Source organism: Pantoea sp. DY-17, from assembly GCF_019795975.1.
Lineage (GTDB): Bacteria > Pseudomonadota > Gammaproteobacteria > Enterobacterales > Enterobacteriaceae > Pantoea > Pantoea leporis.
This window is the reverse complement of the sequence record NZ_JAIMIG010000001.1, coordinates 2,164,114-2,188,529: the sequence shown is the minus strand read 5'-3', so window position 1 is coordinate 2,188,529 and position 24,416 is coordinate 2,164,114. Positions and strand designations below refer to the sequence as shown.

Genomic DNA, 24,416 nt, shown 5'->3' with positions numbered 1-24,416 from the left:
CATCGCCACCACGTTACACTTCCGGCAGTAAAAAATTCAATGGTAGTGAAGTATGTCTCAGGACCAGCCGCACGCGCGGCCGACGTTAAGAAAAGACGGTTTTACCTTTAAGCAATTTTTCGTGGCGCACGATCGCTGTGCGATGAAAGTCGGCACCGATGGCGTGTTAATCGGGGCCTGGGCGCCAGTAGCCGGCGCGCGTCGCGTCCTCGATATTGGCTGCGGCAGTGGCTTGATTGCGCTGATGCTGGCGCAACGTACGCCCAATTCGGTAAAGATTGATGCCGTCGAACTGGAAGCCAGCGCAGCGCAGCAGGCGCAGGAAAATATGCAGGCTTCGCCGTGGGCGGATCGCATCCACGTCCACCATCAGGATATTGTCAGCTGGAGCGAACAGTGTGAAAAACGCTTTTCGCTCATCGTCAGTAATCCGCCTTTTTTTGCGCCCGGTATGGCAACCGGCAGTGTCGCGCGTGATACCGCACGCAGCACCGCTACGCTCGACCATCTGACGCTGCTGCGTTGTGCCGCCCAGTTGATTGAAGAAGAAGGGCTATTTTGCGTGGTGCTGCCGGCTGAAGCTGGCGAAGCATTGATTTCACTGGCGCTGGCGGATGGCTGGCATTTGCGTTATCGCTACGATGTCGCCGCCTATGCGCAGCGCCCGCCGAATCGCGTGGTGTTAGGCTTTTCTCCCTCCGCCGGCGAAACCTTGCTGGAACGTCTCGCCATTCGTGATGAAGATAAAAGCTATTCAGCAGACTGGCTCAGCCTGGTGAAAGACTTTTACCTGTTCCGCTAGCTTCGGGCTGCAGGATGGTCGGTAACGCTTCATCCAGCAGATCGGGATTGTCGAGGGTAAAGTGCAGCCCTCGGCTCTCCTTGCGCTCCAGCGCACAGCGCACCATCAGTTCGGCGACCTGTACCAGATTGCGCAGCTCGAGCAGATTGTTAGAGAGGCGGAAGTGCGCGTAGTACTCGTCAATCTCCTGTTGCAGCAAATTAATACGCCGCAGCGCGCGCTCCAGACGTTTGGTAGTACGCACAATTCCCATGTAATCCCACATGAATAATCGCAGTTCATGCCAGTTATGCTGGATTACTACGCGCTCATCGGCATCATCAACGCGGCTTTCATCCCACGCGGGCAGATGTTCTACCGCCGCGATGTCCGGCAAGCGGGCGATCATATCTTCAGCAGCAGACCAACCGTAAACCAGGCACTCGAGCAGGGAGTTGGACGCCATGCGGTTTGCGCCATGTAAGCCGGTGTAACTCACTTCGCCAATCGCATACAGTCCGTCAACATCTGTACGGCCTTGCTGATCGACCATCACACCGCCACAAGTGTAATGCGCGGCTGGCACAATCGGAATCGGCTGTTTAGTGAGATCGAGGCCAAAGGTCAGCAATTTTTTGTAAATCATCGGGAAGTGCGCGCGCACAAAGCTTTCCGGCTGGTGGCTAATGTCGAGATACATGCAATCGACGCCCAGCCGTTTCATCTCATGGTCAATGGCACGCGCCACAATATCGCGCGGTGCCAGCTCGGCACGCTCATCAAAGTCAGGCATAAAGCGAGTGCCGTCAGGACGCAACAGCCAGGCACCTTCACCGCGCAGCGCTTCAGTCAGCAGGAAGTTTTGCGCTTGTGGATGGAATAAACATGTGGGATGGAATTGATTAAATTCGAGGTTCGCTACGCGGCAACCGGCACGCCACGCCATGGCAATGCCATCGCCGGAGGCCACGTCCGGATTGGTGGTGTACTGATAGACTTTCGCTGCGCCGCCGGTGGCTAACACCACGGCGCGCGCGCGGCAGGTTTCCACCTGTTCACGTTTACGGTTCCAGATCCACGCGCCAACCACGCGGCGCTTGCCGTGCAGGCCAAGCTTATCGGAAAGGATCAAATCCACCGCATTGGTGCGTTCAATAATTCGGATGTTAGGGTGGCTCAGCGCCTGGCTTACCAGCGTGGTTTCCACCGCGCGGCCAGTGGCATCGGCGCTATGCAAAATGCGGCGATGGCTGTGCCCGCCTTCGCGCGTGAGGTGGTAACGCGCTTCACCCTCAGCCTGCGGCTCTTTATCGAAGGCGACGCCGTTATCAATCAGCCACTGCACGCAGTGACGCGCGTTGCTGGCGATAAAGCTCACCGTATCGCGGTCGCACAAGCCGGCGCCCGCAACCAGCGTGTCTTCAACGTGTGATTCGATGCTGTCCGTTTCATCAAACACCGCCGCAATCCCGCCCTGCGCATACAGCGTTGAGCCCTCATTCACCTGCGCTTTACTCAGCACGGTAACCTGATAATGCGGCGCTAAGCGCAGCGCTAACGATAAACCTGCCGCACCGCTGCCGACGATGAGGACATCACACTGATATTCCGGGAGAGAAGTCATGATGTTTAATTTACTAAACAAAAGGTGGCTTGAGCATAAGCCGTGATGGGGGTGCTGTGAAGTATTTTGAACCAACTGCGCGGAAAAATTATTCAGCCGGTAGAGATAGTAGCGTGAATTCAGTGAGTTAACTCTGAAATTAAGCACAATGTGTTTTTTATATCAAACACTCTGAAAATTCAGGGAATAAAGGTGAAAATGACGGCGTCATAAGGTACTCTGCCAGCGATTATCGGTGCCGCAAAAGACACCACCAGCGTGGCAAGTCGCTACACTGAAAGACAATCAACAACAATGATGTCGTGGTTCCGATACGGAAAATTCTGGTCGTAGTGAACTTCGGGCCAAAGGGCCACTCTAAGCGCATGCTTGCTCAGAATAATGAGATGTGCTGGCAGTTCACTTACGCATAAAAAAGTTTTGGGGAGATATTACCTCGGATGAGCGAGCAGTTAACGGATCAGGTTCTCGTTGAGCGGGTTCAGAAGGGAGATCAAAAGTCCTTTAATTTACTGGTGATTCGATACCAGCATAAAGTGGCGAGCCTGGTTTCACGCTATGTTCCGTCAGGCGATGTGCCTGATGTGGTTCAGGAATCGTTTATTAAAGCGTATCGCGCACTGGAATCGTTCCGTGGCGACAGCGCCTTTTATACATGGCTGTACCGCATCGCGGTAAACACAGCGAAAAATTATCTGGTTGCTCAGGGGCGACGTCCGCCATCCAGTGATGTGGATGCTATCGATGCGGAAAATTTCGAAAGTGCGGGTGCACTGAAAGAAATTTCGAACCCTGAGAACTTAATGTTGTCTGAAGAACTGAAACAAATCGTCTTTCGTACCATTGAGGCGCTTCCCGAAGATCTTCGTATGGCCATTACCCTCAGGGAATTGGATGGTCTGAGTTACGAAGAGATTGCCGTCATCATGGATTGTCCGGTCGGTACCGTACGTTCGCGTATCTTCCGTGCACGAGAGGCTATTGATAATAAAGTTCAACCGCTTATCCAACGTCAGTGATAACGGCTACTGGAAGGGTACCAAGGCATGCAGAAAGAAAAACTTTCCGCTTTAATGGATGGTGAAACTTTAGATAACGAGCTGTTGGTATCGTTGTCGAAGGATGCAGATCTTCAGCACAGCTGGGAAAGCTACCATCTCATTCGCGACACCTTACGCGGTGATATCGGAGAAGTGCTGCATTTTGATATCTCCGCACGTGTGGCGGCGGCCATCGAAAACGAGCCGGCACGCAAAGTCACTTCGCTGATCCCTGAAGCGCAGCCTGAACCGTCACGCTACGAGAAGATGCCGTTCTGGCGTCGTGGTGGCAGTTGGGCGGCACAGCTGACGCAAGTTGGTGTGGCTGCGTGCGTCTCACTGGCGGTGATTGTCGGTGTTCAGCACTACAATAGCTCTCCAACCGGCAGCGCGACTGAAGCATCCGATTCACCGGCATTCAACACCTTGCCGATGATGGGTAAAGCGTCGCCGGTCAGCTTAGGCGTGCCTTCTGAAGCCTTCGACACCAACAGCTCTAATCAGCAGGTGCAGGAACAGCGTCGCCGCGTGAATGCCATGCTGCAGGATTATGAACTGCAACGTCGTCTGCATGCCGATCAGGTTCAGTTTGAGAAAAACGATCCGCAACAGGCTCAGGCTAATGTTCCCGGAAATCAGTCGTTAGGAACTCAGCAGCAGTAATGAAGCAGCTTTGGTGTGCCGTTAGCCTGCTGGCAGGCAGCCTGTTTTGCTCATCTATCGCCTCGGCGCAGAACTCTGCGTCCGGGGCGTTGTTGCAACAGATGGAGCAGGCAAGCCAGAACCTCAACTACGAATTTGCCTACATCAATGTCTCGCGTCTTGGCATTGAATCTCTGCGTTATCGTCACGCGGTTATCGACAATCGTATCTTCGCCCAACTGTTGCAGATGGACGGGCCGCGCCGTGAAGTGATTCAGCGCGGAAACGACATCAGCTATTTCGAGCCGGGATTAGATCCCTTCTCGCTGCCGGGCAATCACATTATCGATGCTTTACCTGGTTTGATGTTCGCCGACTTCTCCCGTTTGGGTGAGGCCTACGATTTCATTCCGGTGGGCCGTTCGCGCATGGCCGATCAGATGTGTGAAGTGGTGCGCATCGTGTCACGCGATGGCACGCGCTACAGCTATGTCGTGTGGCTGGATGTGGACACTAAATTGCCGCTGCGTATCGATCTGCTTGATCGGGACGGTGAAACGCTGGAACAATTCCGCGTCATCAGCTTTGCCGTCGACGAAGGCGTACGCAATCTGATGCAAGGGCTGGAGAAGGCCAACTTGCCGCCATCGCTGTCGTTACCGGCCGGTGACAAAGTGGAACTCAGCTGGCAGCCAAACTGGCTTCCGGCGGGCATGAAACTGATCTCACAAAGTCGCCGCGATATTCCGTCGATGAACAAAACTGTCGAATCGCGCCTGTACAGCGATGGCCTGTTTAGCTTTGCCATTAATGTTACGCCAGCAGATAAAAGCAGCAGCGTGCAGGCATTGCGCACTGGACGTCGCACGGTGCAGACAGAAGTGCGCAATAATAACGAAATCACGGTGGTGGGCGAGTTACCGCCAGCCACTGCCAAACGTATTGCGGACAGCATAGATTCGGGTTCACCAAAATGATGAAAGAATGGGCCACCGTGGTGGCGTGGAAAGAAGGCATTGCCACTCTGCACACGGAAGCGAAAACGTCTTGTAACAGCTGCTCGGCGCGTAAAGGCTGCGGCAGCCATGCGCTTAATCAGCTGGGGCCGAAAAATGCCCACGTGATGACTATCGCCAGCGCGGAGCCGTTGCAACCCGGCCAGCGCATTGAGTTAGGCATCCGCGAAAGCAGCCTGCTGGGCTCTGCCTTGCTGGTTTACATGACGCCGCTGTTTGGCCTGTTTTTAGTGGCTGGCATCTTCCAGATGCTGTTCGCCAGCGATCTGGCTGCGGCCTGTGGCGCGCTGTTGGGCGGCATTGGCGGCTTTATCGTGGCGAAAGGGGTATCCAAACTCTTCGGCGATCGCGAGGCTTTCCAGCCGGTGATTCTCAGCGTTGCGTTACCGCCTGATGCGTTGCGCGTGGAAAGCGAAGCTTGATCCCCGTCCAGGCCGCGTTTGATGCGGCCTTTCCCAATCAGCTTAACCGCTGAAATCTGTTGCGATTCCCCACAGTTCCATTCTTTAACGCGCGGCGTTAACAGTGTAATATGCGTCGTCATTAATGAGGCCGACAGGGTTCCGGGTTAAGCTCACTTTCCTGAATGTGTTCGTGCTCAAGTTTCCCACTGATTTTCTACGTGAAGATATTCATATAAATGAAGCACATACGAAATTTCTCCATCATCGCTCACATTGACCACGGCAAATCAACGCTCTCTGACCGTTTGATTCAAATTTGTGGTGGCCTGAGCGATCGTGAGATGGCGGCGCAGGTTCTGGATTCCATGGATCTGGAACGCGAGCGCGGCATTACCATCAAAGCGCAGAGCGTGACGCTCGATTACAAAGCGCAGGACGGTGAAACTTACCAGCTCAATTTTATCGATACTCCCGGTCACGTTGACTTCTCGTATGAAGTTTCCCGCTCGCTGGCGGCGTGTGAAGGAGCATTGCTGGTGGTCGATGCAGGGCAGGGCGTTGAAGCTCAGACGCTGGCAAACTGCTACACCGCAATGGAAATGGATCTGGAAGTGGTACCGGTACTGAACAAAATCGACCTGCCTGCCGCCGATCCAGAACGTGTAGCGGAAGAGATTGAAGATATCGTCGGCATTGACGCGACCGATGCGGTGCGTTGCTCGGCGAAAACCGGCGTCGGCGTACCCGACGTGCTGGAACGTCTGGTGCGTGACATCCCGCCGCCAGAAGGCGATCCGGAAGGCCCGCTGCAGGCGCTGATCATCGATTCCTGGTTCGATAACTACCTTGGCGTGGTATCGCTGATTCGTATTAAGAACGGCACGCTGCGTAAAGGTGACAAAGTTAAAGTCATGAGCTCCGGTCAAAGCTACAACGCTGACCGTCTCGGCATCTTCACGCCGAAGCGTGTTGATCGCAACGAGCTGAACTGCGGTGAAGTAGGCTGGCTGGTGTGTGCGATTAAAGACATCCTCGGCGCACCGGTGGGCGATACGCTAACCTTGCAGCGCAATCCGGCGGAGAAAGTGTTGCCTGGCTTCAAGAAAGTGAAGCCACAGGTTTACGCCGGTCTGTTCCCAATCAGTTCTGACGACTATGAAGCGTTCCGTGATGCGCTGGGCAAATTGAGCCTGAACGATGCGTCACTGTTCTACGAGCCAGAGAGCTCAACGGCGCTGGGCTTCGGTTTCCGCATCGGCTTCCTTGGTCTGCTGCACATGGAGATCATTCAGGAACGTCTGGAGCGTGAATACGATCTGGATCTGATCACCACTGCACCAACCGTAGTGTATGAAGTGGAAACCACCGACGGTGAAACTATCTATGTAGATAGCCCGTCGAAGCTGCCACCGCTGAATAATATTGCCGAGCTGCGTGAGCCGATTGCTGAGTGTCACATGCTGCTGCCGCAGGAGTTCCTCGGCAACGTCATTACGCTGTGTATTGAAAAACGTGGCGTGCAAACCAACATGGTTTACCACGGCAAGCAGGTTGCGCTGACGTATGAGATTCCGATGGCGGAAGTGGTTCTTGACTTCTTCGACCGTCTGAAATCAACCTCGCGCGGTTATGCTTCGCTGGATTACAACTTCAAACGTTTCCAGACCTCTGACATGGTGCGTGTCGACGTGATGATTAACTCAGAACGTGTTGATGCGCTGGCGCTGATTACTCACCGTGATAACTCACAATATCGTGGCCGCGACCTGGTGGAGAAGATGAAAGATCTGATCCCACGTCAGCAGTTCGATATTGCGATTCAGGCGGCAATCGGCAACCACATTATCGCTCGCTCAACGGTAAAACAGCTGCGTAAAAACGTCCTGGCGAAATGCTATGGCGGTGACGTGAGCCGTAAGAAGAAACTGTTGCAGAAGCAGAAAGACGGTAAGAAGCGAATGAAGCAGGTCGGCAACGTTGAGCTGCCGCAGGAAGCATTCCTTGCCATTCTGCATGTCGGTAAAGACAGCAAATAAGGATTTTTAATGGCTAACATGTTCGCCCTGGTTTTAGTGATCGCAACGCTGATCACTGGCGTTATCTGGTGTATCGATCGCTTTAAATGGGCACCGGCGCGTCGTGCGAAGCAGGCTGCCGCGCAAGCGCAGGCCGGCAACGCACTCGACAGTAAAACGCTGGCGAAAGTAGCCGCGCAGCCGGGTTGGGTTGAAACCACCGCATCGGTGTTCCCGGTGCTGGCGGTGGTGTTGATCGTGCGTTCGTTTATTTTTGAGCCGTTCCAGATTCCCTCGGGCTCAATGATGCCAACGCTGCTGATTGGCGACTTCATCCTCGTGGAGAAGTTTGCTTACGGTATTAAAGATCCGATTACCCAAACCACACTGATACCAACTGGCCATCCGCAGCGCGGTGATGTCGCGGTATTCAAATACCCGAAAGATCCCAGCGTGGACTACATCAAGCGCGTGATTGGCTTGCCGGGCGATAAAGTGGTGTTTGATCCTTACAGCAAAACCCTGACCATCAATCCGGGTTGCAGTAGCGGCAGTTGCGACACGGCGCTGCCAGTGACTTACACTAACGTTGAGCCAAGTAACTTCATTCAAACCTTCAGCGGCTTTGATGGCAATGAAACCGGCAACGGCTTCTTCCAGGCGCCGCAGGGCGAAACCATGAAGGGCGGCCTGCGTCTCGGCACCCGTAAAGAGACATTGGGCAACGTAACGCACGATATCTTGCTGGTAAACGAAGCGCAAAGTCAGGCAAGCATGTATTATCAGCAGCCGGGCCAGCCGCAATCGACCTGGATTGTGCCGCAAGGGCAATATTTCATGATGGGTGATAACCGCGATAACAGCGCCGACAGCCGCTACTGGGGCTTTGTGCCCGAGAAGAATCTGGTCGGCAAAGCGGTGGCCATCTGGATGAGCTTCGAGAAACAAGAAGGACAGTGGCCGACCGGCGTGCGCTTTAGCCGCATTGGTGGGATTCACTAATTAGCTTCAAAAAAGGTTGGCCTCTCTTTCGGGAGGCCAGTGCACACGAAACAGACCAGGTTGGAACCTCAGCCCTGTTTCGTATGCAGTGATAGGCGCACAGAACAACTGGAATAGCATGAACCCCATCGTCATTAACAAGCTGCAGCGCAAACTGGGCTACACTTTTACTCATCCGGATTTATTGCAGCAGGCACTGACGCATCGTAGCGCCAGTAGCAAACACAATGAACGTCTTGAATTTCTTGGCGATTCTATTCTCAGCTACGTGATTGCCAATGCGCTCTATCACCGCTTCCCGCGTGTGGACGAAGGCGACATGAGCCGTATGCGTGCCACGCTGGTGCGCGGCAATACGCTGGCAGAGATGGCGCGAGAGTTCGACCTTGGCGAATGTTTACGCCTCGGTCCGGGCGAGCTGAAAAGCGGCGGTTTCCGTCGTGAATCGATCCTCGCGGATACCGTTGAAGCCTTAATTGGCGGCATCTTCCTCGATAGCAGCATTCAAACCGTCGAAAAGTTAATTCTCGACTGGTATCACTCACGACTGGAACAGATCAGTCCGGGCGATAAGCAAAAAGATCCGAAAACGCGCCTGCAGGAGTATTTGCAGGGACGTCATCTGCCGCTGCCGTCGTATTTGGTGGTGCAGGTGCGTGGCGAAGCCCACGATCAGGAATTCACCATTCACTGTCAGGTGAGTGGCATGGCAGAACCGGTGGTGGGCATTGGCTCCAGCCGCCGTAAAGCCGAGCAAGCAGCCGCCGAACAGGCGTTAATTAAGCTTGGCCTCGAATAAATAGTCACATTGCAGCGTCGAAAGCGGCGCTGCCCAAGTCAGGACTCGAATGAGCGAACTCGAAACATATAGCGGCTTTGTCGCGATTGTAGGCCGACCAAACGTCGGTAAATCCACTTTGCTGAACCAGTTGCTGGGGCAGAAAGTGTCGATCACGTCGCGCAAGCCGCAAACCACGCGTCACCGTATTATGGGCATCCACACCGAAGGCGCTTATCAGGCGATCTACGTGGATACGCCAGGGCTGCACATGGAAGAGAAACGGGCGATCAACCGCCTGATGAACCGTGCCGCCAGCAGCTCCATTGGTGACGTTGAGCTGGTGATCTTTGTGGTTGAAGGCACGCGCTGGACACCAGACGACGAGATGGTGCTCAACAAGCTGCGTGATAACAAAGTTCCGGTGGTATTGGCGATCAATAAAGTCGACAACATCCAGGACAAGAGCATTCTGTTACCGCATCTGCAGTTCCTTAGCCAGCAGATGAACTTCCTTGAAATCGTCCCTATCTCAGCGGAAAGCGGCAAAAATGTCGACGCGATTGCGGCGATTGCGCGTAAATGCCTGCCAAAATCTGAGCATCATTTCCCGGAAGATTATGTCACCGACCGCTCGCAGCGCTTTATGGCGTCTGAGATCATCCGTGAAAAGTTAATGCGCTTCCTGGGTGCAGAACTGCCTTACTCCGTTACCGTCGAAATTGAGCAGTTTGTTTCGAACGATCGCGGCGGCTACGACATCAATGGCCTGATCCTTGTTGAGCGCGAAGGCCAAAAGAAAATGGTCATCGGTAATAAAGGCGCCAAGATCAAAACCATCGGCATTGAATCGCGTAAAGACATGGAAGAGATGTTTGAAGCGAAAGTGCATCTCGAACTGTGGGTTAAAGTGAAATCGGGCTGGGCGGACGATGAACGTGCGCTGCGCAGCTTAGGTTACTCTGACGAAGGTTAAGTAATGGAAGGCTGGCAACGCGCCTTTGTGCTGCATAGTCGCCCTTACAGCGAAACCAGCCTACTCCTCGATCTGTTCAGCGAAAGCGAAGGGCGCGTCCGCGTCCTTGCCAAAGGCGCCCGCTCGCGCCGCTCCCAACTAAAAGGTGCACTGCAACCCTTTACGCCACTGCTGGTGCGCTGGGGTGGACGCGGTGATGTCAAAACGCTGCGCAATGCCGAAGCCGTTTCGCTGGCATTGCCGCTCAGCGGCATTACGCTCTATTGTGGGCTCTACGTCAACGAGCTGCTGTCGCGCGTGCTGGAGCAGCAAATTCCCTTCTCTGATATGTTCTTTGATTACCTGAATTGCATCCAAACGCTGGCGGCAGGCAACGGCTCGCCTGAACCGGCGCTGCGCCGCTTTGAGCTGGCGCTGCTAGGGCATCTCGGTTACGGCGTGGATTTTCTGCACTGTGCCGGCAGCGGCGAAGAGGTGGCTGATGGCATGACCTACAGCTACCGGGAAGAGAAGGGTTTTATCGCCAGTTTGGTGGTCAATCAACGCAGCTTTACCGGCCGCCAGCTGCGTGCGTTGTGGGAGCGCGAATTCCCGGATGCTGATACGCTGCGCGCCGCTAAACGCTTTACGCGTATGGCGCTCAAACCCTATCTTGGCGGCAAGCCGCTGAAGAGTCAGGAACTGTTTCGCCAGTTTGTGCCAAAAAAGAAACCCGATGTGGCAAACGACTAGCGCTGGTCGTACCGCCTGATATATTCAGCGCGGTACACTGCAAACACACTGAACACATTTAAGGATTGTCATGGCTGAGTTGCTGTTAGGCGTCAACATTGACCACATTGCCACCGTACGTAACGCACGTGGTACAAACTATCCCGATCCGGTGCAGGCCGCGTTTGTTGCTGAGCAGGCCGGCGCTGACGGCATTACCGTGCATCTGCGTGAGGATCGCCGTCACATCACCGATCGCGATGTACGCATTTTGCGTGACACCATCCAGACGCGCATGAATCTGGAGATGGCGGTAACGGACGAGATGATCGACATTGCCTGTGAAATCAAGCCGCACTTCGTTTGTCTGGTGCCGGAAAAGCGTCAGGAAGTGACCACCGAAGGCGGGCTGGATGTGGCGGGTCAGCAGGACAAAATTAATGCTGCGGTGCGCCTGTTAAGCGACGCCGGCATTCTGGTGTCACTGTTTATCGATGCAGATCACCGCCAGATTGAAGCGGCGGTTGCCAGCGGCGCGCCTTATATCGAAATTCACACCGGTGCCTATGCCGAAGCGCCCGAAGGTCTCGCGCGCCAGGCTGAGCTGTCGCGCATCCGCAAAGCCGCGACTTTCGCCGCCAGCCTCGGCCTGAAAGTCAATGCCGGCCACGGTTTGACTTACCACAATGTGCAGCCGATTGCTGAATTGCCGGAAATGCACGAGCTGAATATTGGCCATGCGATTATTGGTCGCGCGCTGTTCAGCGGTTTGGCCGATGCGGTCAGCGAAATGAAGCTGCTGATGCGGGAAGCGCGTCGCTAATGGCGATTCTCGGGCTCGGCAGCGATATCGTAGAGATCGAGCGCATTGCTGGCGTCATTGAGCGCTCCGGCGACCGTCTGGCGCGTCGCGTATTAAGCGAAGCCGAGTGGCAGCAATATCAGGCGCACCAGCAACCGGTGCGCTTTCTGGCTAAGCGTTTTGCGGTGAAAGAGGCGGCAGCGAAAGCGTTTGGCACCGGCATCCGCGGTGGCCTGGCCTTCAATCAGTTCGAAGTGTACAACGATGCGCTGGGCAAACCGGGATTACGTTTCTTTGAGCAGGCCAGGGTGATTGCCAGCCAGCTCGGCGTGAAGCATGTGCATGTGACGTTAGCGGATGAACGCCATTACGCCTGCGCAACGGTGATTATCGAGAACTAAGGGTGCAACACCACGAACTTCTCCCACAGCGCCTCGCGGCTTTCCGGGTGCTGTGGATCGGTAATGATGGTGTTATCAATCGGACAGACGCTTTGGCAGGTCGGCACATCATAATGGCCCACGCACTCGGTGCAGCGGTCGACATCAATTTCATAGATCGCGTCGCCTAAGCTGATTGCCTGGTTTGGGCATTCAGGTTCGCACATATCGCAATTGATGCATTTGGTGGTGATGAGCAAGGCCATGGCAGAAGTCCAATAACAGCAGAAAAGGCGCGGGTATTATACGCGCCTGATCTCATCAGACCAGCTTTTTCACCAACGCTTCGCTGTGGCGAATGTGGCTGGAGGCGCGTTCAGGATCGTTTTGTACCAGCGCCATAAACAGCAGATCGGTCAACGCCAGCTGCGCGCTGGTCGACGAGATCGCCGCACTGCGCGTGCTCTGCTCTTCCGCCACGGTGTAGAGGCAAACCGTGGCGCACTGCTGCAGAGCATTCGGCGTAAAGCCGGTAAAGGCCAGCACATCGGCACCGACCTGCGCCGCCTCCTGCGCCGCCAGATTGATTTCGCGACGTTCGCCAGTATAGGAAATCGCCAGCAGTACATCGCCCGGCGCCATCGCTTGCACGCTGGCGAGCAAAGCGTGCATATCCTGCTCCGCCACCGCATTGATGCCGATCTTCATCAGCTTCCACGAAAAATCTTTCGCCACTAAACCGGACGCGCCGATGCCAACCAGCAAAATCCGATTGGCATTTTTCAGCAGCTGCAAGGTTTGCAGCAGCTTCTCTTCGCTGTTGATGTCCAGCGTGGCGCGGATCGCCGAGATCTTTTCGGTCAGCAGCTTTTCGCCGACCACTTTCAGCGGATCGTCGCTGAGAATATGGTTATGCACGGTAATCGCATCGCGATCGGCCATCGATTCGCTCAGCGCTAGCTTCAGCGCTGGAAACCCTTTGTAGCCCAGCTTCTGGGCAAACTTCACCACGCTGGACTGGCTAACGCCCGATTCCTCAGCGAGTTTTTGTGAACTGAGATGCCGTGCACGATCCGGCTGCGACAGCAAAAAATCCGCCAGCCGGCGCTCATTTAGCGCCAGTCGAGGGTAGAGCTGACGAATGCGCAGCAATGAACTCATGGTTCGATCCTTAATTCCTTTATCCGCAAACAGCGCGTAAACGCGAAGAATAAACTATTCAAATGGCATTGTAGTCACTGGAATTAAAAATAGCAGCTTTCGCCCTGAACGCCGAAGCTGGCTACACTGTAGTGCAGAAACCACGAAGGATAGAGAAGGAGTGCTGTTTGACAAAGGGTACACAACGACGCGTGGTATTTTTCGATCTCGATGGCACGCTGCATCAGCAAGACATGTTTGGCACCTTTATGCGCTATCTGCTGCGACGTCAGCCGATCAATCTGCTGCTGGTGGTGCCGCTGTTACCGGTGATTGGTCTTGGCATGCTGATCAAAGGCCGCGCCGCACGCTGGCCAATGAGTTTATTACTGTGGGCGATTACTTTTGGCCACAGCGAAAAACGTCTGCGCCAACGCGAGGCGGAATTCGCTGAGTGGTTCCGCCAGCGTGTTACTGCGTTTCCGGTGGTGCAGCAGCGACTCACCGACTATCTCAGCAGCAGCGATGCCGATGTCTGGCTAATTACCGGTTCGCCGCAGTCGCTGGTGGAGCAAGTCTATTTCGACTCGGCCTTCCTGCCGCGCGTACAGTTGATTGCCAGCCAGATGAAACCGGGCCGCGGCGGACGTTTGCTGTCGATGCGCTGCCTCGGCCATGAAAAGGTGGCACAGCTGGAGGAGAAAATCGGCACGCCGCTGCAACTGTATAGCGGCTACAGCGACAGCAAACAGGACAACCCGCTGCTGTTCTTCTGTCAGCACCGCTGGCGCGTCACGCCGCGCGGTGAGCTGCAACAACTGGAATAACGCTTCGATTCCGGCAGCAGCATCGCTATAATGCGCCGCCTTTATTGCCCGCAGGAGTTGCCCGGTGAACCCACAAACTGATGAATATTGGATGCGTTATGCGCTGGAACTGGCGAAGCGCGCGTGGGAGCAGGGCGAAGTGCCGGTTGGTGCGGTGCTGGTGCAGGGCGACAAGGTGATTGGCGAAGGCTGGAACCGGCCGATTGGCCAGCACGATCCTACCGCACATGCCGAGATCATGGCGCTGCGTCAGGGCGGCAAAGTACTGGAAAACTATCGTCTGCTGGATACCACGCTGTATGTCACGCTGGAACCCTGCGTGATGTGCGCCGGTGCGATGGTGCACGGCCGCATCACGCGGCTGGTGTACGGCGCTAAAGATGAGAAAACCGGCGCGGCCGGTTCACTGCTGGATGTGATTGGTCATCCCGGCATGAATCATCTAATTCAGATTGATTGCGGTGTGCTGGCGGAAGAGTGTGCCGGGATGCTGAGTGACTTTTTCCGCATGCGTCGCGAACAGAAGAGGGCGCTGCGTCAGGCGCAGCGCACCGGTTAATTCATCGCAATTTTCGGTTCGACCGCCGGGTAACCGGCGCCTAACTCCGCTTCCAGTGCCGACTGCTGCGCTAAACGCTTCTCCTGTTCCTGCAAATATCCCACCAAACTGATCTGATATTTACGGATATTCTCCACGTAGTTATAAGCTTCGTGGCCGCGCGCGTAGCCGTAGGTGGTTTGCATGTAATAGCGCTTCTGGCTCAACATCGGCAAACGCAGCTTCACGTCGGCCCAGCTGTCGGGATTGCCGCCCTGTTTCGCCGTCAGCTTGCGTACGTCCAGCATGTGCGCATAGCCCATGTTATATGCCGCCAGCGCGAACCAGATACGTTCATCTTCAGGAATCGTTTCCGGGACTTTCTCCATCATGCGCTTGAGATATTCGCTGCCGCCGCGAATGCTCTGTTCGGGATCGAGGCGATCGTTGACGTCAAGGCTGTCGGCGGTATTACGCGTCAACATCATCATGCCGCGCACGCCGGTTGGCGATGTGGCCTGCGGATTCCAGTGCGACTCCTGATAAGAGATCGCCGCCAGTAAACGCCAATCCATGCTGGCGGAATATTTCTCAAACAGCGGTTTGATATCCGGCAGCGTGTTATCAATGGCGCGCAGGAAGGTGCGGGTATCAACGTAATCGAAGGTGCCTACGTGGCCGAGATACTTTTCTTCCAGCCGCGCCATCGTGCCTTCCTCGCCCATCTGGCTGTAGAAGTCGAGCATCGCCGCACTCAGGCTGTCGTCTTCGTTACGCGGTAAATACCAGGTGACCGGCTCTTCGTCAGTCACATCAAACGCCACCGCCAGCTGCGGATGAATGCGCTGCAGCAGGCCGATGGTGACCGAATCACCCACCGTGTAATCGAGTTTGCCGTCAGCAACCGCTTCAAGCAGCGCTTTCTGACCCTGATCGGTGGAGATGGCCCAGTCGAGATCGGGATAGCTGTCAGCTTTGGCGGAACGTAAAGTTGACAGATATGCCGAACCGGACTGCACAATCAGGCGGCCTTTGAGATCGCCGAGATTCTTCGGACGAGGCTTATCGATGCGGTACACCAGCTGCTGCGACACCGAATAGTAGCTCGGGCCACTTTGGTAGTGCGCGAGGCGCTCGCTGTTGTAGATCAAGCCGGCCGCCAGCAAATCCGCTTTACCGTCATCGAGGTCGTCAAACAGATCGCCGAGATTAGGACGCACCTCAACTTCCAGTTTTACGCCAAGGTAATCGGCGAAGCGCTTCGCCAGCTCGTAATCCATACCGGCTGGTGCATTGTTAATGGTGTAGTAAGTCAGCGGAGAGTTAACGGTACTGATGCGCAGCACTCCGCGTGATTTGATCTGTGATAGCGCGTCTGTTCCGCCCCCGTACCACGGGATTGAAGGCCACAATGCTAGCGCAAGTAGCACGGTGATCAGACCGATAAACAGATAGTTTATTTTTAGGCGTTTCAAATAGTTGTCTCGTAATGGCTCACAGGCCTCTGTCTTTTAAAGGCAGTATTTATGTTGTTTTAACTCCCAGAGCGAGGGGCATTTTGCGCAACAAAAAGGGGCAGGGCAACTTTTATAGCAAGAATTGTGCAAAATTCAGCCAAACGCCAGGCGCCAGAATTTATGCGCAAACGGTTTCGTAACCCGAGCTGTTTCTCTATAATACCGCCCGTTTTCCCCCTGTTGCGCCCAATGAAGCGTCGCCCGGCACTTCAAAGACGAGAGATCTTTAATGATGGAAATTCTGCGTGGTTCGCCCGCTCTGTCGGCATTTCGTGTAAACAAACTGCTGACCCGCTTTCAGGACGCTCACCTTCCGGTGAGTGATATTTACGCCGAGTACGTCCATTTTGCCGATGTTAGTGCACCGCTCAGCGCGGATGAGCAAGCCCGCCTGCAACGCCTGCTGAAATACGGTCCTTCTCTCGCCGAACATGCGCCACAAGGGCGTCTGTTGCTGGTAACGCCGCGTCCCGGTACCATTTCACCGTGGTCATCGAAAGCCACCGACATCGCCCATAACTGCGATCTGCCACAGGTCTTGCGTCTTGAACGCGGTATGGCCTTCTATGTGCAGGCACCTGAGCTGACGGAAGCACAGTGGCAGCAGCTGGCGAGCCTGTTGCATGACCGCATGATGGAAACGGTGTTCGCTGATCTCAACGATGCGCAGCAGCTGTTTGCTCACCATCAGCCGCAGCCGCTGAAAAGCGTTGACGTGCTGGGCGCAGGCCGCAGCGCGCTGGAGCAGGCCAACACCACGCTGGGTCTGGCGCTGGCCGATGATGAGATCGATTACCTGCTTGATGCCTTTACTAAGCTGGGCCGCAATCCAAACGACATCGAGCTCTACATGTTTGCGCAGGCAAACTCCGAGCACTGTCGTCACAAGATCTTCAATGCCGACTGGATTATCGACGGCGAAAAGCAGCCGAAGTCGCTGTTTAAAATGATCAAGAACACCTTTGAACACAATCCTGAGCACGTGCTGTCTGCCTATAAAGACAACGCTGCGGTAATGGAAGGTTCTGAGGTTGGCCGCTTCTACGCCGATGCGCAGAGGGGCGAATATGAGTTCCATCAGGAAGCCGCACATATCCTGATGAAGGTCGAAACCCATAACCACCCAACTGCCATCTCTCCATGGCCGGGTGCCGCGACCGGTTCCGGTGGCGAAATTCGTGACGAAGGCGCAACCGGACGTGGCGCGAAGCCCAAAGCCGGTTTGGTCGGTTTTTCGGTATCGAACCTGCGTATTCCAGGCTTTGAACAGCCGTGGGAAGAGGATTTCGGTAAGCCGGATCGCATCGTCACCGCGCTGGATATCATGACCGAAGGCCCATTGGGCGGCGCGGCGTTCAACAACGAATTTGGTCGTCCAGCCCTGAACGGCTACTTCCGTACCTACGAAGAGCGCGTCAACAGCCACAATGGCGTAGAGCTGCGCGGCTATCACAAGCCCATCATGCTGGCGGGCGGCATCGGTAACATCCGTGCCGATCACGTGCAGAAAGGCGAAATCGTGGTCGGTGCCAAACTGATCGTGCTGGGTGGCCCGGCCATGAACATCGGTCTGGGCGGCGGCGCGGCATCGTCAATGGCGTCAGGCCAATCGGATGCCGATCTCGACTTTGCGTCAGTACAGCGCGACAACCCAGAGATGGAACGTCGTTGCCAGGAAGTGATTGACCGCTGCTGGCAGCTGGGCGAAGCCAACCCGATTCTGTTCATCCACGACGTCGGCGCGGGCGGCCTTTCGAACGCCATGCCAGAGCTGGTGAGCGACGGTAATCGTGGCGGTAACTTCAACCTGCGCGACATCCTCAGCGATGAGCCAGGCATGAGTCCGCTGGAAGTATGGTGTAACGAGTCGCAGGAACGTTATGTGCTGGCGGTCGCGCCGGAGAAACTGGCGCTGTTCGACGAGCTGTGCCAGCGTGAACGCGCGCCATATGCGGTCATCGGTGAAGCCACCGAAGAGCTGCATCTGAACCTCGCCGACAGCCATTTCGACAATAAGCCAATCGACATGCCGCTCGACGTGCTGCTGGGCAAAACACCGAAGATGACGCGTGATGTTGCCAGCCAGCAGGCCAACGGCGAAGCGCTGCAGCGTGACGGGATTAGCGTAGCGGATGCGGTGAATCGCGTGCTGCACCTGCCGACCGTGGCGGAAAAAACCTTCCTGATCACCATCGGTGACCGCAGCGTAACCGGCATGGTGGCGCGCGATCAGATGGTAGGACCGTGGCAGATTCCGGTCGCGAACTGCGCCGTCACCACCGCCAGCCTCGATAGCTATCACGGTGAAGCATTCTCGCTTGGTGAACGTGCACCCGTCGCATTGCTCGACTTCGCGGCTTCAGGTCGCCTCGCCGTCGGTGAAGCGCTGACCAACATCGCCGCAACCTCCATTGGTTCGCTGCAACGCGTTAAGCTCTCTGCGAACTGGATGGCCGCCGCCGGTCATCCAGGCGAAGACGCGGGCTTGTACGCGGCGGTTAAAGCGGTCGGCGAAGAGTTGTGTCCCGCGCTGGGTATCACCATTCCGGTGGGCAAAGACTCGATGTCGATGAAAACCCGCTGGCAGCAAGGTACTGAGCAGCGCGAAATGACCTCGCCGCTGTCGCTGGTGATCACCGCCTTTGCGCGCGTGGAAGATGTGCGTCGCACCGTGACGCCGCAGCTGCAGGCGGATCAAGACAACCTGCTGCTGCTGGTGGATCTCGGCAACGGCGCGAACACCCTTGGCGCGACTGCGCTTTCACAGGTTTATCGTCAGCTGGGCGACAAGCCTGCCGACGTGCGTGATGCTACGCAGCTGGCGGGCTTCTTCAACGCCATTCAGGCGCTGGTGGCCGAGCAGAAACTGCTGGCTTACCACGACCGTTCCGACGGCGGCCTGCTGGTCACGCTGGCGGAGATGGCCTTCACTGGTCATTGCGGTATCGAAGCCGATATCGCCGCGCTAGGCAGCGATGCGTTAGCCGCATTGTTCACCGAAGAGCTGGGCGCGGTGCTGCAGATCAACGCAGCGGATCGTGCAGCCGTCGAGAAGGTGTTCGCTGACCACGGTCTGAGCGCTAACCTGCACGTGATTGGTAAAGCCCTGCCAGGCGATCGCTTCGTGATCCGCTCTGGCGACAGCGCGGTGTACAGCGAAAGCCGTAGCACGCTGCGCACCTGGTGGGCAGAAACCACCTGGCAGATGCAGCGTCTGCGTGATAACCCAGCCTGTGCCGATCAGGAGCATGAAGCGAAGAAAGACGATAACGACCCAGGTCTGAACGTCCATCTGACCTTCAAGCCAGAAGAAGATGTTGCGGCACCGATGATTGCGACGGGCGCACGTCCGCGTGTGGCAGTGCTGCGTGAGCAGGGCGTTAACTCACACGTAGAGATGGCCGCCGCCTTCCATCGTGCGGGCTTTACTGCAGTTGACGTGCATATGAGCGATCTGCTGGCGGGCCGTCGCGGTCTGGAAGAGTTCCAGGCGCTGGTCGCCTGCGGTGGCTTCTCGTACGGTGACGTGCTGGGCGCGGGTGAAGGCTGGGCGAAATCCATCCTGTTCAACGGTCGCGTGCGTGATGAGTTCGAAAACTTCTTCCATCGTCCACAAACGCTGGCACTTGGCGTGTGTAACGGTTGCCAGATGATGTCGAACCTGCGCGAGCTGATTCCAGGAAGCGAGCTGTGGCCACGCTTTGTGCGCAACCAGTCCGAGCGTTTCGAAGCGCGTTTCAGCCTGGTTGAAGTGGCGGCGAGTCCATCGCTGCTGCTGGATGGCATGGTCGGATCGCATATGCCAATCGCCGTATCACACGGTGAAGGTTTTGTCGAAGTGCGTGACGGCGCGCATCTGGCACAGCTGGAGAGCAAAGGTTTGGTGGCGCTGCGCTTCGTCGATAACTTCGGCAAAGTGACAGAAAGCTATCCGGCTAACCCGAACGGATCGCCTAACGGCATCACTGCGGTAACCAACGAGAGCGGACGCGTCACCATTATGATGCCGCACCCAGAGCGTGTGTTCCGTACCGTGAGCAACTCCTGGCATCCGGCAGAGTGGGACGAAGACAGCCCGTGGATGCGTATCTTCCGCAACGCGCGTAAGCAGTTGGGATAAGCAAAACAAAGGCCGCTAAATAGCGGCCTTTTTTATTCTGCGCTTTTTGCAGGTCCACCATTCATGGCGACCTTACTGAAATCCGCATAATCTTCAAACTGTCGGAAAATAACGACAATCCCGCCAATACGTTGTCGTCAAAAGGTGACATTTAACCCATTGATTTATATAGCCAGTAAATTACCACGACAAACACGTTGCTAATCAGCGACACTTTTCACAGACCGTCCGGTCCGCTTTTCTCTGGGAGAGCGCTTCATCTCAGGCATTTCTCTGATAATAAACGCTATTTATTTATTGGCACGATACTTGCTATAATCCCTACGTGGCTCATTCACCTGTTTATGATTGCCCCGCTTCAGCGGCTGAGCTCATAAAAACCGAATGACGCACCAAACGGAGCCTGTCGTCCACCTCACCGATAATCGTTTGCTTTGCAACGTTATCAAACATCGGGCGCAACGTTGAGTTAGGCTCCACCTATTTTGCAAGCGATGCTGCGGCGTCGCTCTCACGGCAGGCCAAAAGGCCTGCCGTTTTCATATCTGGCCTTTCTTCCGTTTTGATACTTCGCTAGCATGCCTGCAGCTCACATTTAAGGAAGCGCGGTTGTGATGAAATGGCGTCTGTTTCCCCGATCCCTGCGGCAGTTAGTGTTAATGGCTTTCCTGCTGGTACTGCTACCGTTGCTGGTGCTGGCGTGGCAAGCGTGGGAAAGTCTTTCGGCGTTAAGCAACCAGGCGGCGGATACCAACCGCAATACCTTTACCGATGTGCGTCGCAGCGAAGCGATGGCGCGTACCGCGCTGGAGCTGGAGCGCAGCTACCGCCAATATTGCGTGCTCGGCGATGCGTCGCTGGCGAAGCTGTATCAAACGCAGTGGACGCGCTACGGCCAAATGCTCAGCAGTCACGCCGCCAGTTTGCCCGATCTGCCTTCCTTCAAAGTGCTGCAAACCACCTTGCCTTCACTGCAGCAACTGCAGTGCGATAACGGCAATCCCGAGGCGCAAGCCGCCAGCGCGCTGGAGCGCTTTTCCGATACCAACACGCAAATGGTGCAGGCAACGCGTGAAGTGGTGTTTTCGCGCGGCTTACAGCTGCAGCGTGAAATCGCCGATCGCGGTCAGTTTTTTGGCTGGCAGGCGCTGATTCTGTTCCTGATTAGCCTGGTGCTGGTTTTGCTGTTCACGGGGATGATCATCGGTCCGGTGAAGCGGGTTGAACGCATGATTAATCGATTGGGCGAAGGTAAGGCGCTGGGCGATAGCGGCAGTTTCCGTGGTCCGCGTGAGATTCGTTCGCTGGGGCAGCGCATTGTCTGGCTGAGTGAGCGATTAAGCTGGCTGGAAGAGCAGCGCCACGAATTTTTGCGCCACCTGTCGCATGAGCTGAAAACGCCGCTTGCCAGCCTGCGTGAAGGCACTGAACTGCTGGCCGATCAGGTCGCTGGGCCACTCAATGCCGAGCAGCAGGAAGTGGTGGCGATTCTCGATACCAGCAGCCGTCATTTACAGCGGCTGATTGAGCAGTTGCTCGATTATAACCGCAAGCTGGCCGATGGACCGATGGCGCTGAAGCCTGTGGCGCTAAATGAGATCATTGATTCGGTAGTAAAAGTGCACTCGTTGCCAGCCAATGCGCGTGAGATGACCACCCACGTTGATCTGCAAGTGCATCACTGTCTGGCGGAAGCGACGCTGCTGCAGCGGGTGATCGATAACCTCTATTCGAACGCCGTGAACTACGGCAGCGAATCCGGTAACATCTGGCTGCAGAGCCAGCAGAAGGGCAACCAGGTGTGGATTGAGGTGGCAAACACCGGCACACCGATTCCGGCTGAAGAGCAGGCGATGATTTTTGAGCCCTTTTATCAGGGCAGCCAACAGCGCAAAGGGCCGGTCAAAGGCAGCGGGCTGGGCTTAAGCATCGCCAAAGATTGTCTGCGCAGGATGCACGGCGATCTGCAGTTGGTAACGCGCAAGGATGCGGATGTCTGTTTTCGTATCATTCTGACGACCAGCGCCGGGAATGCCTGATTAATGAAATTAACCCTATTCAAACTTGTGGCCAGTGCAGTGCTGGTTTTCGGCCTCAGCGCCTGCCAGGCACCGTCACAAGATCGTATGCAGCATAATGGCGTTAGCGTGCCTGAACCGGAGGTACGCCTGCCGGATTATCTGGCGACCGATTGCCAAAACGTGTGGCAAATCGAAACGCCAGCCGCCGCAGGCAATCCGCTCTATTGGCAGCGCGCCATGGATTGCGCCGAGCGCTTATCGCCGGCCGAAGCGCGTGCAGAAGCGCGTCGTTGGCCGGTGCAAGGCTGGGCGCGCGCCTTCAAGCAGGGCATCTTGCTCGCGAACGGTAACGTCACGCCAGTTGAGCGTCGTGATTTCGTCACCACTTTAGACGGTTACAGCGCGGCTTATCCGGCATCGGTGCGTCCGCTGCTCCAGCTGTGGCGCAGCAATCAGGCGGCCCAACTGGAGCTGAGCGAAGCGCGTGGACGCTACGCCGCTTTGCAGCAGAGTAATGACGCGGAGATGGATAACCTGCGCCAGCAGCAAACCAAAATGCGTCAGTCGCTGGCCGATACCCAACGCAAGTTAGAGCGTTTAACCGACATTGAACGCCAGCTGTCGTCGCGTAAAGCGCCTGATAGCAGCGACACATCGCACGGCGGCAGCGATGTGCAAAGTGAGGATCAGTAACCATGAAACAAGCCGCACGTTTATTGCTGGTGGATGATGATCCGGGCTTATTGAAACTGCTCGGCATGCGTCTGAGCAGCGAAGGCTATCAGGTGGCGACGGCCGCCAGCGGGCCGGAAGCCCTGCGCCATCTGCAGAAAGAGAAAGTCGACTTGGTGATCAGCGACCTGCGCATGGACGAAATGGATGGTCTGGCGCTGTTCGGCGAAGTGCAGAAACGTCATGCGGGCTTGCCGGTGATCATTCTCACCGCGCACGGTTCGATCCCGGAAGCGGTATCCGCCACGCAACAAGGCGTGTTTAGCTTTCTGACCAAACCGGTCGATCGTGACGCTTTGTATAAAGCGATAGATGAAGCGCTGGCCCAGCGCGCACCGATCAGCGATGACGGCTGGCGCGAAGCGATTGTGACGCGCAATCCACAGATGCTGCGGTTGCTGGAGCAGTCGCACATGGTGGCGCAATCTGACGTCAGCGTATTGATTAACGGCCAAAGTGGCACCGGTAAAGAGGTGCTGGCGCAGGCGATTCACGCCGCCAGCCCGCGCGCCACCAAGCCGTTCATCGCCATCAACTGTGGTGCGCTGCCGGAACAACTTTTAGAGTCCGAACTGTTTGGCCACGCTAAAGGCGCCTTTACCGGCGCGGTCAGCGCACGTGAAGGTCTGTTCCAGGCGGCGGAAGGCGGCACGCTGTTTCTTGATGAGATTGGCGACATGCCTCAGGCGCTGCAGGTGAAACTGCTGCGTGTGCTGCAGGAGCGCAAAGTGCGGCCGTTAGGCAGCAACCGCGATCTGGATATCAACGTGCGGATTATTTCCGCGACGCACCGCGATTTGCCCAAAGCGATGGAGAAGAAGAGTTTCCGCGAAGATCTCTACTATCGTCTTAACGTGGTGAATCTGAAAATTCCCGCGCTGCACGAGCGCGCTGAAGATATCCCGCTGCTGGCGAATCATCTGCTGCGCCAATCCGCCGATCGCCATAAACCTTTCGTGCGTAGCTTTTCGGTGGATGCGATGAAGCGGCTGGTCAGCGCCGCCTGGCCGGGCAATGTACGTCAGCTGGTCAACGTGATTGAACAGTGCGTCGCCTTGAGTACCGCGCCGGTCATCGGTGATGCCCTGGTTGAACAGGCGCTGGCGGGGGAAAATACCGCGCTGCCGACTTTCGTCGAAGCGCGTAATCAATTTGAGCTGAACTATCTGCGTAAACTGCTGCAGATGACCAAAGGAAATGTCACCAACGCTGCGCGTCTGGCTGGACGTAACCGCACTGAATTCTATAAGCTGCTGTCGCGACATGAATTGGACGCCAGCGAATTTAAAGAGTAGCTTGCTGCGGCAGCGTCAGGAACAATTATACTAACGGTATCCGTCCATCATGGAA

22 protein-coding genes are annotated in these 24,416 nt (G+C 55.9%); 18 read left to right on the top strand and 4 right to left on the bottom strand.

The window, feature by feature from the left end; translation table 11 throughout:
- Nucleotides 1–52: 52 nt before the first annotated feature.
- The gene (locus tag K5Y33_RS10220; RefSeq protein WP_222184422.1) at nt 53–802 is read left to right on the top strand and encodes a tRNA1(Val) (adenine(37)-N6)-methyltransferase; all 750 of its coding nucleotides are present in this window, start codon (nt 53–55) and stop codon (nt 800–802) included.
- Here K5Y33_RS10220 and nadB read toward each other — a convergent pair.
- A complete protein-coding gene (gene nadB / locus K5Y33_RS10215; protein ID WP_222233819.1) occupies nt 768–2,405 on the bottom strand; it encodes an L-aspartate oxidase in 1,638 nt (545 codons plus the stop codon). The genes K5Y33_RS10220 and nadB overlap by 35 nt on opposite strands.
- A 440-nt stretch (nt 2,406–2,845) precedes the next feature.
- On the opposite strand from nadB, the gene rpoE reads away from it, so the two are divergent.
- From rpoE to acpS, 11 genes are all read left to right on the top strand, one after another.
- Nucleotides 2,846–3,424 carry an RNA polymerase sigma factor RpoE gene (rpoE, locus tag K5Y33_RS10210; RefSeq protein WP_007886161.1) on the top strand — a complete coding sequence of 193 codons (579 nt, stop codon included), beginning with the start codon at nt 2,846–2,848 and terminating at the stop codon, nt 3,422–3,424.
- 27 nt (nt 3,425–3,451) lie between these two features.
- Entirely contained in the window at nt 3,452–4,108 is a 657-nt protein-coding gene (gene rseA, locus K5Y33_RS10205) for an anti-sigma-E factor RseA (protein WP_222233818.1), read from the top strand.
- Entirely contained in the window at nt 4,108–5,064 is a 957-nt protein-coding gene (gene rseB, locus K5Y33_RS10200) for a sigma-E factor regulatory protein RseB (RefSeq protein WP_222233817.1), read from the top strand. Before rseA ends, rseB begins: the two co-directional genes overlap by 1 nt.
- Nucleotides 5,061–5,525, top strand: a complete 465-nt coding sequence (gene rseC / locus K5Y33_RS10195; protein WP_061718009.1) for a SoxR-reducing system protein RseC — start codon at nt 5,061–5,063, stop codon at nt 5,523–5,525. The genes rseB and rseC overlap by 4 nt, the downstream gene beginning before the upstream one ends.
- A 218-nt stretch (nt 5,526–5,743) precedes the next feature.
- Entirely contained in the window at nt 5,744–7,543 is a 1,800-nt protein-coding gene (lepA, locus tag K5Y33_RS10190) for a translation elongation factor 4 (protein ID WP_101763458.1), read from the top strand.
- Between the two features lie 9 nt (nt 7,544–7,552).
- A complete protein-coding gene (gene lepB, locus K5Y33_RS10185; RefSeq protein ID WP_101763459.1) occupies nt 7,553–8,524 on the top strand; it encodes a signal peptidase I in 972 nt (323 codons plus the stop codon).
- Between the two features lie 118 nt (nt 8,525–8,642).
- Entirely contained in the window at nt 8,643–9,323 is a 681-nt protein-coding gene (gene rnc, locus K5Y33_RS10180; protein WP_036620136.1) for a ribonuclease III, read from the top strand.
- 49 nt (nt 9,324–9,372) lie between these two features.
- A complete protein-coding gene (era, locus tag K5Y33_RS10175) occupies nt 9,373–10,278 on the top strand; it encodes a GTPase Era (protein WP_008101512.1) in 906 nt (301 codons plus the stop codon).
- Nucleotides 10,279–10,281: 3 nt separating this feature from the next.
- The gene (gene recO, locus K5Y33_RS10170; RefSeq protein WP_008101510.1) at nt 10,282–11,010 is read left to right on the top strand and encodes a DNA repair protein RecO; all 729 of its coding nucleotides are present in this window, start codon (nt 10,282–10,284) and stop codon (nt 11,008–11,010) included.
- Nucleotides 11,011–11,080: 70 nt separating this feature from the next.
- Nucleotides 11,081–11,812, top strand: coding sequence for a pyridoxine 5'-phosphate synthase (gene pdxJ, locus K5Y33_RS10165; RefSeq protein WP_210081456.1), 732 nt, complete (start codon nt 11,081–11,083; stop codon nt 11,810–11,812).
- Nucleotides 11,812–12,192 (top strand): holo-ACP synthase, encoded by a 381-nt coding sequence (acpS, locus tag K5Y33_RS10160; RefSeq protein WP_101763460.1) that lies wholly within the window; start codon nt 11,812–11,814, stop codon nt 12,190–12,192. The genes pdxJ and acpS overlap by 1 nt, the downstream gene beginning before the upstream one ends.
- Here acpS and K5Y33_RS10155 read toward each other — a convergent pair.
- Together K5Y33_RS10155 and K5Y33_RS10150 are read right to left on the bottom strand one after the other, a co-directional pair.
- Complete coding sequence (locus tag K5Y33_RS10155) at nt 12,189–12,437, bottom strand: YfhL family 4Fe-4S dicluster ferredoxin (RefSeq protein WP_101763461.1); 249 nt, start codon at nt 12,435–12,437, stop codon at nt 12,189–12,191. The two genes, acpS and K5Y33_RS10155, sit on opposite strands and share 4 nt — an antisense overlap.
- Before the next feature lie 55 nt (nt 12,438–12,492).
- On the bottom strand, nt 12,493–13,332 hold the full coding sequence (locus K5Y33_RS10150; protein WP_101763462.1) for a MurR/RpiR family transcriptional regulator: 840 nt from the start codon (nt 13,330–13,332) through the stop codon (nt 12,493–12,495).
- A gap of 167 nt (nt 13,333–13,499) precedes the next feature.
- Between K5Y33_RS10150 and yfhb the strand changes: the two genes are divergently transcribed.
- Complete coding sequence (gene yfhb / locus K5Y33_RS10145) at nt 13,500–14,138, top strand: phosphatidylglycerophosphatase C (RefSeq protein ID WP_192232985.1); 639 nt, start codon at nt 13,500–13,502, stop codon at nt 14,136–14,138.
- A 64-nt stretch (nt 14,139–14,202) separates the two neighbouring features.
- Nucleotides 14,203–14,697, top strand: a complete 495-nt coding sequence (tadA, locus tag K5Y33_RS10140; RefSeq protein ID WP_222233816.1) for a tRNA adenosine(34) deaminase TadA — start codon at nt 14,203–14,205, stop codon at nt 14,695–14,697.
- Here tadA and mltF read toward each other — a convergent pair.
- Nucleotides 14,694–16,151: a membrane-bound lytic murein transglycosylase MltF gene (gene mltF, locus K5Y33_RS10135; RefSeq protein WP_222233815.1), complete on the bottom strand. Its 1,458-nt coding sequence runs from the start codon at nt 16,149–16,151 to the stop codon at nt 14,694–14,696. The genes tadA and mltF overlap by 4 nt on opposite strands.
- Before the next feature lie 271 nt (nt 16,152–16,422).
- Between mltF and purL the strand changes: the two genes are divergently transcribed.
- From purL to glrR, 4 genes are all read left to right on the top strand, one after another.
- Nucleotides 16,423–20,313 carry a phosphoribosylformylglycinamidine synthase gene (gene purL / locus K5Y33_RS10130; protein ID WP_222233814.1) on the top strand — a complete coding sequence of 1,297 codons (3,891 nt, stop codon included), beginning with the start codon at nt 16,423–16,425 and terminating at the stop codon, nt 20,311–20,313.
- Nucleotides 20,314–20,924: 611 nt separating this feature from the next.
- Entirely contained in the window at nt 20,925–22,352 is a 1,428-nt protein-coding gene (locus tag K5Y33_RS10125; RefSeq protein WP_101763467.1) for a HAMP domain-containing sensor histidine kinase, read from the top strand.
- A gap of 3 nt (nt 22,353–22,355) precedes the next feature.
- Entirely contained in the window at nt 22,356–23,027 is a 672-nt protein-coding gene (qseG, locus tag K5Y33_RS10120; RefSeq protein ID WP_192232989.1) for a two-component system QseEF-associated lipoprotein QseG, read from the top strand.
- A gap of 2 nt (nt 23,028–23,029) precedes the next feature.
- The gene (gene glrR, locus K5Y33_RS10115; protein ID WP_101763469.1) at nt 23,030–24,361 is read left to right on the top strand and encodes a two-component system response regulator GlrR; all 1,332 of its coding nucleotides are present in this window, start codon (nt 23,030–23,032) and stop codon (nt 24,359–24,361) included.
- Nucleotides 24,362–24,416: the final 55 nt, after the last annotated feature.